This window comes from Synechococcus sp. R6-10 (genome assembly GCF_047461815.1).
Classification (GTDB): domain Bacteria; phylum Cyanobacteriota; class Cyanobacteriia; order Thermostichales; family Thermostichaceae; genus Thermostichus.
The window spans coordinates 1-13,355 of record NZ_JANSHW010000165.1; the positions used below are offsets into that span (position 1 = coordinate 1).

At 58.1% G+C, this 13,355-nt stretch carries 11 protein-coding genes; 6 read left to right on the forward strand and 5 right to left on the reverse strand.

Annotated elements, in window-relative coordinates:
* Window positions 1-80 precede the first annotated feature (80 nt).
* The 3 genes from NW837_RS05385 to NW837_RS05395 are packed head-to-tail and all read left to right on the forward strand — an operon-like array spanning window position 81 to window position 4,664.
* Window positions 81-653 carry a Uma2 family endonuclease gene (locus NW837_RS05385; protein ID WP_414329684.1) on the forward strand — a complete coding sequence of 191 codons (573 nt, stop codon included), beginning with the start codon at window positions 81-83 and terminating at the stop codon, window positions 651-653.
* 37 nt (window positions 654-690) lie between these two features.
* Window positions 691-1,263: a Uma2 family endonuclease gene (locus NW837_RS05390; protein WP_414329670.1), complete on the forward strand. Its 573-nt coding sequence runs from the start codon at window positions 691-693 to the stop codon at window positions 1,261-1,263.
* Between the two features lie 38 nt (window positions 1,264-1,301).
* A complete protein-coding gene (locus tag NW837_RS05395; RefSeq protein ID WP_414329672.1) occupies window positions 1,302-4,664 on the forward strand; it encodes a Swt1 family HEPN domain-containing protein in 3,363 nt (1,120 codons plus the stop codon).
* 154 nt (window positions 4,665-4,818) lie between these two features.
* On the opposite strand, the gene NW837_RS05400 is transcribed toward NW837_RS05395, so the two are convergent.
* From NW837_RS05400 to NW837_RS05420, 5 genes are all read right to left on the reverse strand, one after another.
* Window positions 4,819-6,183, reverse strand: a complete 1,365-nt coding sequence (locus tag NW837_RS05400; protein ID WP_414329686.1) for a cytosine deaminase — start codon at window positions 6,181-6,183, stop codon at window positions 4,819-4,821.
* A gap of 74 nt (window positions 6,184-6,257) precedes the next feature.
* A complete protein-coding gene (locus NW837_RS05405; protein ID WP_414329674.1) occupies window positions 6,258-6,587 on the reverse strand; it encodes a YggT family protein in 330 nt (109 codons plus the stop codon).
* 170 nt (window positions 6,588-6,757) lie between these two features.
* Window positions 6,758-7,126 carry a hypothetical protein gene (locus tag NW837_RS05410; protein WP_414329675.1) on the reverse strand — a complete coding sequence of 123 codons (369 nt, stop codon included), beginning with the start codon at window positions 7,124-7,126 and terminating at the stop codon, window positions 6,758-6,760.
* 48 nt (window positions 7,127-7,174) lie between these two features.
* Window positions 7,175-8,947 (reverse strand): ABC1 kinase family protein, encoded by a 1,773-nt coding sequence (locus tag NW837_RS05415; protein WP_414329677.1) that lies wholly within the window; start codon window positions 8,945-8,947, stop codon window positions 7,175-7,177.
* Between the two features lie 135 nt (window positions 8,948-9,082).
* Entirely contained in the window at window positions 9,083-10,369 is a 1,287-nt protein-coding gene (locus NW837_RS05420; RefSeq protein WP_414329679.1) for a glucose-1-phosphate adenylyltransferase, read from the reverse strand.
* Window positions 10,370-10,500: 131 nt separating this feature from the next.
* Between NW837_RS05420 and NW837_RS05425 the strand changes: the two genes are divergently transcribed.
* From NW837_RS05425 to sat, 3 genes are all read left to right on the forward strand, one after another.
* Window positions 10,501-11,283, forward strand: a complete 783-nt coding sequence (locus tag NW837_RS05425) for a ParA family protein (RefSeq protein ID WP_414329681.1) — start codon at window positions 10,501-10,503, stop codon at window positions 11,281-11,283.
* Window positions 11,284-11,423: 140 nt separating this feature from the next.
* Complete coding sequence (locus NW837_RS05430; RefSeq protein WP_414329683.1) at window positions 11,424-11,792, forward strand: hypothetical protein; 369 nt, start codon at window positions 11,424-11,426, stop codon at window positions 11,790-11,792.
* 165 nt (window positions 11,793-11,957) lie between these two features.
* On the forward strand, window positions 11,958-13,148 hold the full coding sequence (sat, locus tag NW837_RS05435) for a sulfate adenylyltransferase (protein WP_414329688.1): 1,191 nt from the start codon (window positions 11,958-11,960) through the stop codon (window positions 13,146-13,148).
* The last annotated feature ends 207 nt before the right edge of the window (window positions 13,149-13,355 follow it).

Below are 13,355 nucleotides of genomic sequence, written 5' to 3' on the forward strand. Positions count from 1 at the left end.
CGCCAAAAAATACGCTCCATCTTAGGGAATTAATACGAGCCATAGGCCACGTACTCTGAGAGTTTTGCCCAAAGAAGATGATGCTTGCCCTCAACCTGCAACCGGCTTTGAATTTAACCGATGAAGTTTTCGAACAGCTTTGCCGGCAAAATCCTGAGCTGCGCCTAGAGCGCACTGCCCAAGGAGAACTGATCGCCACGGCCCCTGCAGGCAGCGAAAGCAGCCGTCAAAACTTGAGCCTCAGCGCCCAGCTCTGGCAGTGGAACCGGCAAACCCAGCTTGGTGTAGCCTTTGACTCCTCTGCAGGTTTTGCCCTGCCGAATGGGGCCATCCGCTCTCCCGATGCCGCTTGGATTGCCAAAGAGCGCTGGCAGCAGCTTACCCCAGAGCAGCGCCGTCGCTTTGCTCCTCTTTGCCCTGACTTTGTGCTGGAACTAAAGTCTCCTACTGACGAGCTGGCTATCCTTCAGGCCAAGCTGCAGGAGTACCTGGACAACGGATCCCAACTGGGCTGGTTAATTGACCCAGAAAAGGGCCAAGTTTACGTCTATCGCCCAGGTCAGCCGGTACAGGTTTTGGAGCGACCTGCTAGTTTGTCTGGGGATCCGGTTCTCCCTGGCTTTGTTGTGGATCTCACTTTAATCTGGGAGTAGCGCCCCCGGGCCCTGAGTTGCTCTGCAGGCAAAGCTTATGATTGCCCTCAACCTGCAACCGGCTTTGAATTTAACCGATGAAGTTTTCGAGCAGCTTTGTCGGCAGAATCCTGAGCTGCGCCTGGAACGCACTGCCCAAGGAGAACTGATTGCCATGGCCCCTGCAGGCAGCGAAACTGGATTCCGCAATGCCGACCTGCTGGGCCAACTGTGGCAGTGGAATCGAGGCAAGAACTTAGGTTTTGTCTTTGACTCTTCCGCGGGCTTTGCCCTGCCCAATGGGGCCATCCGCTCTCCCGATGCCGCTTGGATTGCCAAAGAGCGCTGGCAGCAGCTTACCCCGGAGCAGCGTCGTCGCTTTGCTCCTCTTTGCCCCGACTTTGTGCTGGAACTGAAGTCCCCCACTGACGAGCTGGCTATCCTTCAGGCCAAGCTGCAGGAGTACCTAGACAACGGATCCCAACTGGGCTGGCTGATCGATCCAGAAAGCCAGCGGGTTTACGTCTACCGCCCAGGTCAGCTGGTGCAAGTTTTGGAGCGGCCTACTAGCTTGTCTGGGGATCCGGTTCTCCCTGGCTTTGTTGTGGATCTCACTTTAATCTGGAAATAATCGACCCACCCCCTAACTTCAATTTCATTCAATCACTTATGGCTATCAGCAACCACGAACGAGTTGGACGCGCCCTCAACCTTCTGCGGCAGGGGCTTTATCCTTTTGTCGTGCGGGAGATGCAAGCCTTCCATGGAGAGAAGTGGCTGACAGTTGTCGCCGACAACCTGCCCGAGAGCTCTCCCAAATTCAAAAGTCCTGAGCAGATCCTGGAGGAAGATGTTTTGGCGCTGCTGACTCTCATGTGGGAGCAGTGGAACACCGTCTTCAGGCAAACTCTGGGACAAGCGGAGCGCACCCTAGTCAGCGAGCTGCGCAATACCCGCAACACCTGGGCCCACACCTGCACTTTTGGTTTTGACGATGCCTATCGCGCCCTCGATAGCGTTGCCCGACTGCTGAGCGCCATTGCTGCCCCCCAAGCTGCCGAAGTTGAAAAACAAAAACAAGAGCTACTGCGACTGCGCTTCGAAGAACAGGCCAAGCGGGAAAGCCGTCGCGCTATGGGATCCCCTACAGAAGGTCAGCCCCAGGCTGGCCTCAAGCCCTGGCGCGAGGTTGCCACTCCCCACCCCGATGTGGCTTCAGGTCGCTTCCAACAAGCCGAATTTGCCGCCGATCTTTGGGAAGTCTACCTGGGCGAAGGTTCGGATGAGTACCGGGATCCCGTCGAGTTCTACCGCCGCACCTACCTTACCGAGGGATTGCAACAACTGCTCACCAATGCCCTGAAGCGCCTCAGCGGCCAAGGGGGGGATCCCGTGATAGAGTTGCAGACCAACTTTGGCGGCGGCAAAACCCACGCCATGCTTGCCCTCTACCACCTCTTTGGAAGAGGGGCTAGGGGTGAGGGCCCCCTACCCGGCACAGAGTCTCTTCTCCAAGCCGTCGGCCTGCAGAGACCACCTCAAAACGTCAGGATAGCCGTCCTGGTGGGGAACAAGCTCCAGCCCAGCGGCATTCCCTCCTACAAGCCTGAGCACGCCCAGCAAAACCGCCCCCTGATCCGCACCCTTTGGGGGGAGTTGGCCTGGCAACTGGGAGGTGCCGAAGGCTATGCGCGGGTGCAGCAGGCCGACGCAACTTCCACCAACCCCGGCGATGCGCTTAAAGTCTTGTTCAACCGCTATGCCCCTTGCCTGATCCTAATCGATGAGTGGGTGGCCTATGCTCGCCAACTCCACGACAGCCCTGACCTAGCCGGCGGCAGTTTCGACACCCAGTTTACCTTTGCCCAAACCCTGAGCGAATCGGCCAAGAACGCAAAAGATACACTGCTGGTGGTGAGCCTTCCTTCTTCGGATATCGAAATTGGCGGGGAGCGGGGCAAAGAAGCTCTGGTTCGCCTGAGAAATGCCATTGGCCGGGTGGAATCCCCTTGGCGGCCCGCGAGCGCTGAAGAAAGCTTTGAAATTGTCCGCCGCCGCCTGTTTCAGCCCCTCACCAATCCCGAGCTATTTGTGCAGCGGGATGCCGTGGTGAAAGCGTTCATGGATCTCTATCGCAGCCAAAGCCAGGAATTTCCCAGCGAGTGCAAAGAAAGTGACTACGAACGCCGCCTCAAGGCTGCTTATCCCATTCACCCAGAGCTGTTTGACCGCCTTTACTCCGACTGGTCTACTCTCGACAAGTTTCAACGCACCCGCGGTGTGCTACGGCTGATGGCCAGGGTCATCCACACCCTCTGGGAGCGAAATGACCGCAGCCTGATGATCCTGCCCGCCCACATCCCCATGGACGATCAACAGGTACAAGCAGAGCTGACCCGCTACCTAGACGACAACTGGCTGCCGGTAATCGACAAAGACGTGGATGGCCCCACTTCCCTGCCCCTGACTCTCGACCGAGATCACCCCAACCTGGGCCGGTATTCCGCCTGTCGCCGGGTTGCCCGCACCATCTACATGGGATCCGCCCCCACCCTGCGGGCCGCCAACCGCGGCATTGAGGAGCGCCGCATCAAGCTGGGCTGCGTGCAACCGGGAGAACACCCCATCACCTTCGGCGATGCCCTGCGGCGGCTATCCGACCAGGCAACTTACCTATACGGAGATGGCAGTCGCTACTGGATTTCCACCCAGCCCAACGTCAACCGCACTGCTCAGGAGCGAGCCGAGCAACTGTTGAGGGACGAGCCCCACACCCTCTGCCAAGAGATCATCCGGCGCCTCAAAGCCGACAGAAATCGCGGTGAGTTCAGCGCCGTTCACGTTGCCCCCGACTCCACTGCCGATATTCCCGACGATCCCACTTTAGGCGTGCGGCTGGTGATCCTGCATCCTCAGTATTCCCATAGCCGGGGTAGCCAGGATAGCCCTGGGCGAGTCTGGGCTGAGCAGGCCCTCCAGCGTCGCGGCAGCGGCCCCCGCTACTACAGGAACATGCTGCTGTTTTTGGCGCCCGACAAAACCCGCCTGGAAAGCCTAGAACGCAATACCGCCCAATACCTAGCTTGGAAAGGGATCCTGGAAGACAAAGATCTCCTCAACCTAGATGCCTTCCAAACCGCCCAAGCCAATACCAAGCTGCACCAATCCGAGGCTGCTGTTGAGGCTGCTCTGCGGGAAACCTATCAATGGCTGCTGATCCCAGCCCAGCCTGATCCCCAAGGCAGTCTAGAGTGGAAAGAATGCCGACTGCAGGGGCAAGATTCCCCCATTTTGCAAGCCAGCCGCAAAGCTGTCCACGAGGGGGATCTGGTTACCGCTTACTCTGCCATCACCCTCCGCCTGGATACGCTGGATAGATTCCTCTGGCGCGAGGCTGATCACATCGATCTCAAACGACTGTGGGAATGCCTGGCCCAGTACCTCTACCTACCCCGCTTGAAAGACCCATCCGTTCTTCTAAGAGCTGTAGAAGACGGGGTAGCCTCAACTGCTTGGGAGGATAGCTTTGCCTACGCAGAGGCCTTCGATGAGTCCAAAGGCAAATACCTCGGCTTGCAAGTGGCAGCCATAGTCAAGCCCAGCATCGGTTCCAACAGCCTGCTGGTCAAGCCAGAGGTTGCCCGCCGTCAATTGGAAGCCCTTCAAGTTCCTTCCCCAAAGGCGCCCTGCATCTTCCCAGACAGCACTCCGCCTCTTCCTGGCCCCGGCGAGGAGGATTCCCCAGTTACGAATCAAGGAAATCAAGTTTCCCAGCCGGCGTTGCCGAGGCGATTTTACGGCAGGGTGGAAATGGATCCCCTGCGGGTCAACAGAGATGTTGCAACCCTTGCCGACGAGGTCATCCGGCACCTGACCAATCTGCCAGGAGCCACTGTCAAAATTACCCTGGAAATCGACGCGGAAATACCGGAAGGCTTACCGGAGAGCGTGAGGCGCACGGTAGCGGAAAACTGCCGAACCTTAAAGTTCTGCACCCTGGAGTTCGAGGACAATCCGCATAGTCATTTTTAAGCGGGAATGAAACTTTTTCCTTAGCATTGTGCACTAGCTCCTCTCTCCCTTTGCCTGGAGGTGGTGGTTGTGGCAGCGGCGCGGAACGCTGGGGCGGCACCGTGGAGCAATTGGGAAGTGTCTTAATCTAACTTGAAACGACTGTGACCCCGCTCTACTTCTCGGAGCTGAGCGCTGTCCCCACCTTCTCCATCAAGTCGTCCAGTTCGCTGTAGTCCGGCAGAGTCGTGTCGATGGCCTGCCCCTGACGCAACACCACCCGGTCATGTTGGGGTCGCGAGAGCAGCTCGTCAAAGCCACGTCCCTTGAACAGCACCAGATCTGCCGGCAAGCCCACCCCAATTTGCCCTCGCTCGGTCAAGCCCATGATGCGGGCAGGGGTGGTGGTAATCGCCTGTGGCCAATCCCCATAGGGGGTATCCAGGTGCAAAATGCGGGTGGCCTCCCGGAACACCTCCAGGCCGTCGTGATCCCCAAAGCCGTAGAAGGGATCCCGGCAATTATCGCTGGCTATCATCACCGGCACGCCCAAAGCCTTCAGCTCATGCAGCAGCGTCACCCCTCGCCAGCGGGGGGTATGGCCGGGGTTACGGGCTTGCAAATATAGGTTACACATGGGCAGGCTGACCACGGCAATTCCCGCCTCTCTGACCAAGGCCATAGTCTTGTGGGCCACCTCCGGCGGTTGCACGGCCAGGCTACAGCAATGGCCACACACCACCTGATGGGGAAAATCGTTGCGCAAGGCCGCCGCTGCTACGTGTCTCAATGTGAGGGATCCCGGATCATCCGTCTCATCCGTATGAAAGTCCAGAGCCAAGCCCCGCTCCTTGGCCAGGGCAAACACCCGATCCAATTGCCGATCCAGTTCCGGCCCCATCGCCGCCACCCCACCCAGGATCCCGCCCACTTCCGCCACCTTGTCCGCCAGCTTTTCCCCTGCAGGGGTGAGAAAGGCATCCAAGCTCAAAAGCGTGACCGCCTGGAGTTCCAGCTTGCCCGCCCACTCTCGGCGCAGCTGAACAAACACCTCCCAGCTGGCCCCCATAACCTGAGGATTCTCACAGACCAGATGGGTGCGCACTGCCTGGGATCCATGGGCATAGCTGCAGCGCAAACCAAAGCTGAAGCGACGGTAGAGATCCTCCCGAAACTGCTCCGGATCCCCGTCATAGGCTTGCTTCATCTTCACCCAATCTTCCTGGCCGGCCTGCCTCGCCCCGGCAAAGGTACCATCGGGATTGGGGGTGCGCGGCCACACATGTCCCTTGTCCAGGTGGGTATGGATGTCCACAAAGCAGGGCCACACTTGGCCCCGCCTTAGATCCACGCTGGGGATCCCCTGGGGCGGGATCCCTGTTGCCAGCCGGATTTGGCGGATCTGCCCCCCTTCGATTTCCAGATCCAGCAACACCAGGTTATCGCGGTTGGGAACAGCTCCTGGCACCGCCTCCTTCAGTACCGACAGGGGAACCTGAGCATTCAGCAGCCAGTAGTGGGCAACGCCGGGGATCTGCATGGCGGGCAACGAAAAAGTGACTCCCAATCTTAAGGGGATCCGAGCCCCTCAGGAGGAATCCAGTGCTACAGCGGCTAGGCAAACTGGCCCACCACCTGCATGGCAAAACTGAGCAAAATGAAGGCCAGCCAGGGGGAAAAGTCCAAGCCGCCAATGGGGGGGATGATGCCGCGGAACAGGTTGAGATAGGGATCGGTGAGTTGGCTGAGCACCGACAGGATGGGGTTAGACCAGTTCAGTTGCGGGAACCAGCTCAGCAAAATCCGCACGATCAGCAGAGCATTGTAAATGACAATGAACTGGTAAAGGGAGCGGAACAGCAAAGACGCGGCAGTGCCGTAGATCAACCCCAGGGAGAGGCCGTCCACCCAAGCGAGAGGAGACAACAAGTGACTGAGCATCATGGTTGGGAAAAGTAGGGAAACAACTCGATCAACTCAACATCCATTAAGCTGAAGCACCTTCGCCAGAGGCAGACCTGGCCCAGGATCGCAACTCAGCCGAGAGAGGATGGCAGAACCTAGAGAGGAAAGCCGCTGCCGCCTCTAGTTTGGCATGGACAGGGATCCCCTGCTCAAGGCTTTTCCTCAACAGCCCTGGAAGAGGTTTCCTTGACGAGCAATTGCGTGCGCATGGCCTGAATCGCCTCGTTTAACTCGGCAATCTTGGCCTCTAGAGTGCGGCGGGCTTGAGCAATGCGTTCTGCCTCATTTTCCCACTTCCTCCAGTCGCTGGACATGGCCGACTCACCCGAAGCACTGAGGCGCGGTCGTTCAGGGGCTACCGAGGTGCCGTTGAGACGATCCGGATCCCGGCGTTGGCCTTCGGCGGATCCCTTGCTGAGTCGAGGGGCAAGCACAAACCCAATGACCCCGCCGATGATCCCTCCCAACAGGGCGCCGGTCACTACACCCGCAATGAAGTCACCTTTCTGATCTGCCACGCTTTTGTCCAGCTCAATAACAATAAACTTGAGTCATCTTCTTCCGTTCTACCTTTCCTGTCCCACTCCTGCCAGCAAATCCGACCAAGGTTGAGGTAGCCGCCAGCGGCTGAGATGTTCCAGATGGGCTTGCACCTGCTCCCTCAACTCGGCAAACGTGTGTTGCAGATCGCCGGTCGAGGGTAGGGATCTCAGCGTTGCCTGCCAGAGGTAAGCCGGGGAAAGTTCAGGGCTGAGCAACTGCCACAAACGCTGCAGCTCCTCAAAGTGAAGGCGATCATCTTCTGTGAGGGAAAGCACCAACTGGCGACGCAGATCGCGGGCCTCTTCCGACATCAGGTAGCGCAAACCCGTTTGGGCGGTGGGTAACCAATCCAATCCCCCATCGCTGCGGGCAATTTGAATCAGGTTCTCCAGGCGGTTCCAGCGGAACTTACCATCCTTGATCAACACTTGCAGCAGCCGTTGGCGAATACGCGGCGATTCATCCGTCAGCAGGCGCTTGGCCACATAGGGATAGGCCACACCGACGATGCGGAACTGGGGATAGAGGCTGAGGGCTACTCCCTCTTGGGTCACCAAAGAGCGGATCACCAGAGCAAAATGGGAGGGCACCTGAAAGGGGTAGCGGTACATCAAGTCGGAGAACTGATCTGTGGCCGTTTTGAAGTTAAAGTTGACCACCTCTTGGGTCAGCACGTCTGCCAGCACCTTTTCCAAGGCGGGGATCAGCTCTTGGCGGCCGACATCCGACTGCAAAAAGCCCAGATGAATAAAGTCATCGATCAGGGCGTTGTAGTCGCGATCCACCAGGTGAACCAGAGCATCCACCAAGTACTCCTTCATTTCCTCGGTAAGCTGATCCATCATGCCGAAATCGATGTAGGCCAAGCGACCATCGGCCAGGGCGAACAGGTTGCCCGGATGGGGATCCGCGTGGAAAAAGCCGTATTCCAGCAATTGCTTGAGGGCAGCAACCACCCCGATGCGCACCAATTGTTTCACTTCCAGGTTGGCTGCTCGAATGCGCTCCACATCCGTCAGCTTGATGCCGTCGATCCACTCCAGGGTTAGAACCCGGCGGCTGCTGTAGGCCCAAAAGATGCGCGGCACGTACACATCCGGATCGTCGCGGAAGTATTCGGCGAAGCGCTCGCAGTTTCGCCCTTCGTGCAGGTAGTCGATCTCTTCAAAAAGCTTGCGGCCAAACTCATCCACCACCGCCGTCAAAGTACTGCCCAGGTTTAAGGGCAGCCAGGGGCCCAGCCATGTCGAGGCCCAGCGAATCAGGTACAGATCCAGGCTCAACTGCTCTCGCAGATGGGGTCGCTGCACCTTCACCGCCACCCATTCGCCGCTGTGCAACTGCGCTTTGTAAACCTGGCCCAAACTGGCAGCAGCCACTGGCTCTGGAGAGATCTGGGCAAAGATCTCGGCAATCGGACGGCCCAACTCGGATTCGATGCGGGCAAATGCTTGCTCGGAAGGAAATGGCGGCAGTTGATCTTGCAGTTGGGTGAGTTCTTCTAGGTAGTCTTTGCGCACCAGATCGGGGCGGGTGGAGAGGGCCTGACCCACCTTGATGAACGTTGGCCCCAGGTCGGTGAGCAGCTTTCGCAACTGCACCGAGCGCCGTCCCACATTGCGATCAGTGTGTCCCCACAGTTGATCCCAGCGCAAACAGAGGACAAACCACAAGAAAGGCCAGAGAATGGCCAGCGCCCGACCGATCACTTGGGGCAGGCGCCAGCGGTAATAGCGGCAGATCAATTGCGGATCGTAAACTTCCAAAGCGGCAACGGATGAAATTCTACTAAACACACTCCAGCGATCTCACAGTCTTTTGTTTTGAAGCTCTCGGTATCCATCTTAACAGAAAAAGCCTCGCCGTTTCTGCGCAAGGGCCTGTCAGCCCCATCCTGCCCCCTTCTCGGCCAGGGCCGGCCTGTTTCCCCCTCAAATGATGGTGTTGTCCGGGATCACCGAGTCTTTGATGATGGTGACGATGCCGTTGCTGATCCAGATCCCTTCCTCTTCCCGCTGCGCTTCGGTGACGTGATCCTTGTTGAGGATGCGGACATTGCGCCCAATGCGGGCATTCTTATCCACGATGGCGTTGACAATGTGGGAGTTGGCCCCGATGCCCACCGGTGGGATCCCTTCCTCTAGCCTGGCCTGTCGCTCTTCTGCCGACTCGTAGTAATCGGCTCCCATCACCAGGGTGTTTTCGATGATGGTGTTGGCCTCCAAGCGGCTGCGAATGCCGATGATGGAGTTGCGAATTTGGGCGTTTTTGATGATGCAGCCATCGGCGATCATGGAGTTGACAATCTGGGAGTCGAGGATTTTGTTGGGGGGCAAAAAGCGCGGGCGGGTGTAGATGGGCATTTCGCTGTCGAAGAAGCTGAAGGGCGGGTTGGGCTGCTGCACCAGTGCCAGGTTGGCCCGGTAAAAAGCCTCGATGGTGCCGATGTCTTCCCAGTAACCCTTGAAGAGGTAGGCTTGCAGATGGTACTTGCCGATGGCTGCCGGCAGCACCTCTTTGCCAAAGTCGGTGTGCTCCTTGACTTTGAGCATCTCGATCAGAGCTTCTCGCTTGAATACATAGATGCCCATGGAGGCGATGTAGGGCTTGGCTTTGGCTTCTTCCGGGCTGAGGCCGAGGGCTTGGGTGTCCACCTGACAGGCTTTCAGCAGATCTCCTGTTGGCTTTTCCTTGAAATCGACGATGCAACCGTTCTCGCCAAGCTTGAGCAAGCCAAAACCCGAGGCCACTTTTTCTTCACAGGGGAGCACCGCCAGCGTCACATCGGCCCCAACCTGCCGGTGATGCTGGATGAAGGGGCGGTAGTCCATGCGGTAGAGGTGATCCCCAGATAGGATGAGGAAGTCCCGCGGCTTCCAGGAGTCCATCAGCCAGAGGTATTGGCGGACAGCATCGGCGGTGCCTTGGAACCAATCGGGATTGTCAGGGGTTTGTTGGGCCGCCAAAACGTCCACAAAGCCGCCTGTAAAGGGAGACAAGCGGTAGGTGTTGACGATGTGGCGGTTCAGAGAGGCAGAGTTGAACTGGGTGAGGACGTAGATTTTTTCGATGTCGGAGTTGATGCAGTTGCTGACCGGGATGTCGATAAGGCGGTATTTGCCGGCCAGGGGCACAGCGGGTTTGGCGCGGCGCTTGGTCAGGGGATAAAGTCGGGTGCCACGCCCACCTCCCAAGATGATCGCCAGTACATCGCGCATGGTTGTCCTCCACCAGGCTACACCCAATAGCATAGACTGCTGCGGGGCCACCTCAACGACTGTCCTGTCGGATCTGGCCGGGCTGCTCAGAAAGGGGAACAAGTTGGCAAGACAGAATGCAGGGAGAGCTGATGGCGCGCATCCTGGCCTTTACCAACAACAAAGGGGGCACCGGCAAGTCCACCCTCTGCGTCCACGCGGCTCAGTTGACGGCCCAGCGGGGATACCGAGTTTTGCTCATCGATCTCACGTCCCAGGCCACCGCCAGCAACCTTTACCTGGAAGGGGCCGGATCCCTGGCGGCACTGGAAACGGCTTGGGCCAGCTTACACCCGCAGCACCAACGTCCTCTGGAAGAGGTGATCTACTGCACGGACAAGGGAGTGGATGTGGCGCCCTCCCACAGCACCATGGCGGAAGTGGCGGCCCAACTGGCTGCTGTCGGAGAGATGGGGCAGAATCTGTTGCAGCGCCAACTGGATCCCCTGCTGCAGGACTACGACTTCATCTTTCTCGATACGCCGGGAGAACTGAATGCCCTCACCGCCAATGCCCTGCGGGTGGCCCAGCGGGTGTTGATCCCGACACGGCTCAACCGCGCCGATTTCTCCTGCACGGAAGTAACCTTGCGCTACATTGAGGCCCTGAAAGGCCAGCTCAGCCACGCCCGCGCCGTTTTGACGATGCTGGACGACCGCTATCTGCCGGGGGGCATTTGGTCGGGATCCCATACCGGGCAATTGTATGTGCAAGCGCAACAGATTTTTGCGGATGTGCTTTCACCCGTTACTATTCCAGATAGCAGCGATTTGCGCATCGCCTTTGACTACGGCTTGACGGTGATGGACTATCGGCCTGGATCGGCGGTGTGTCAGCGGCTGCTACAGTTTGTTGAACGCGAGGTGCTCTTGTGACCGGATCTGACCGTAGCCTCTTTCCTTCGTCGGGGGAAACTTCCCGCCGCTCCGGCGGAATTCGGCGCAAGGCCGGTGCTAAAACCAGTTCAGAGCCCACCTCCGCAGAGTCTACTCCCACAGGCGAGGAGCCGACAACGATGTCTTCTCAGTCTCCCCCAGAACCAACCCCAGAATTGCCGGAAATTGCAGCCCTCAAAAGCCAACTGGCCGAAGCTCAACAACTCTTGCAAGACTACCAAAACAAAGTCTCTACCCTGCAAGCTCAATTGCAGCAGGTTACTGCCCATCGGGACGAATTGCAAAAGGCGCTGGCGCAGTTGCAAGCGGTTGCGGACGAGCGGGCCAAAACCATCCAGGAGTTACGGAAACCCAAAGAGCAAGCCCCCATCATTCAGCCCAAACCCCAATCCTCGCCTCTGCACGCGCAAAAGAAGATCATGAATCGGCCCATCTTCGACAATGTATCAGCCACCGATGAAAGCATGCCCCCCTATTTGTTGGATTAACCGGGATGGAGGGGATCCCTAAGGGCGTGATTTGGATGGGGTCTCCACCTGTTCTGCTCCCGCCTGCTTTCAGCCCGACCTGTGCTTTCTTCCCCACTTTCTGGGGATCCGGGATCCGATAGTTGGATATTGGATTGGATAACCTTTGTTCCCGCTGCCCTTCCCATGAGCCAATCTCCATCGACTCTCCCTGCTGGTGATGCCATTCCGCCCCACGGGGGCACCCTGATCAACCGCATTGCCCCGCCTGAGCAGGCGCAGGAGCTGCGTTCCAAAGCCGAACATTGCCCCATTCTTTATCTCGACGAGCGGGCCCAATCGGATCTGGAGATGATCGCTATCGGGGGCTTCAGCCCGCTAACGGGGTTTATGGGGCGGGAAGACTACCAGGCCGTTCTGGAAACGATGCACCTGGCCAATGGCTTGGCTTGGTCGCTGCCGGTCACCTTGCCGGTCTCCTCGGAAGTGGCAGCGGGTCTGAAAGAGGGGCAAATGATCGCCTTGGCCAGCTCCGCGGGCAAGATCCTGGGCTTACTGGAGCTGACCGAGAAGTTCACCTACGATAAAACATACGAAGCCCGGCAAGTTTATCGCACCACCGATGAGCAGCATCCAGGGGTAAAGGTGCTCTACGAGCAGGGATCCGTCTATTTGGCCGGCCCCGTCACCCTCCTGCAGCGGGATCCCCACCCTCTTTTTCCGGCCTACCAGATCGATCCGGCCCAATCGCGGCAACTGTTTCGGGAAAGAGGCTGGAGAACCATTGTAGGCTTCCAAACCCGCAACCCCATCCACCGCGCCCATGAATACATCCAAAAATGTGCCTTGGAGATTGTGGACGGGCTATTTTTGCACCCGCTGGTGGGGGCTACCAAAAGCGATGACATTCCCGCCGATGTGCGTATGCGCTGCTACGAGGTGTTGATCGAAAAGTACTACCCCAAGGAGCGGGTGATCTTGGCCATCAACCCTGCGTCGATGCGCTACGCCGGCCCCCGCGAGGCTATTTTCCATGCTCTCATTCGCAAAAACTATGGCTGTACCCATTTCATTGTGGGGCGGGATCACGCCGGGGTGGGGAACTACTACGGTACCTACGATGCCCAACACATTTTCGATGAGTTCCAGCCGGGGGAGCTGGGCATCATTCCCTTGAAGTTTGAACATGCTTTCTATTGCACCGTCACCGGCACCATGGCCACGGCCAAGACCAGCCCCAGCCAGCCTCACCAGCGCATTCACCTCTCAGGTACCAAGGTGCGGGAAATGCTGCGCCGCGGTGAAGTGCCCCCGCCGGAGTTTTCTCGACCAGAAGTGGCCCAGCTGCTGGCCGAAGCCATGCGAGAGCGGGGTTAACCCTGGGAATCTCCCTAAGTGGCAGTCAAAAAGGGCCTGGGACAGACCAGACCCTCTGTATTGAAAGTTGTATTGAAAAAAGTTGTATTGAAAGTTGAACTTGAACCAGATTCCAGTCGAGTATCAGCTAGAAATCGCAGGAGCCCCGCACTGTACCCGTAGGGTCAGTGTCGGGAGGAAAGCGCTTTGATGAAGTACAATGAACTT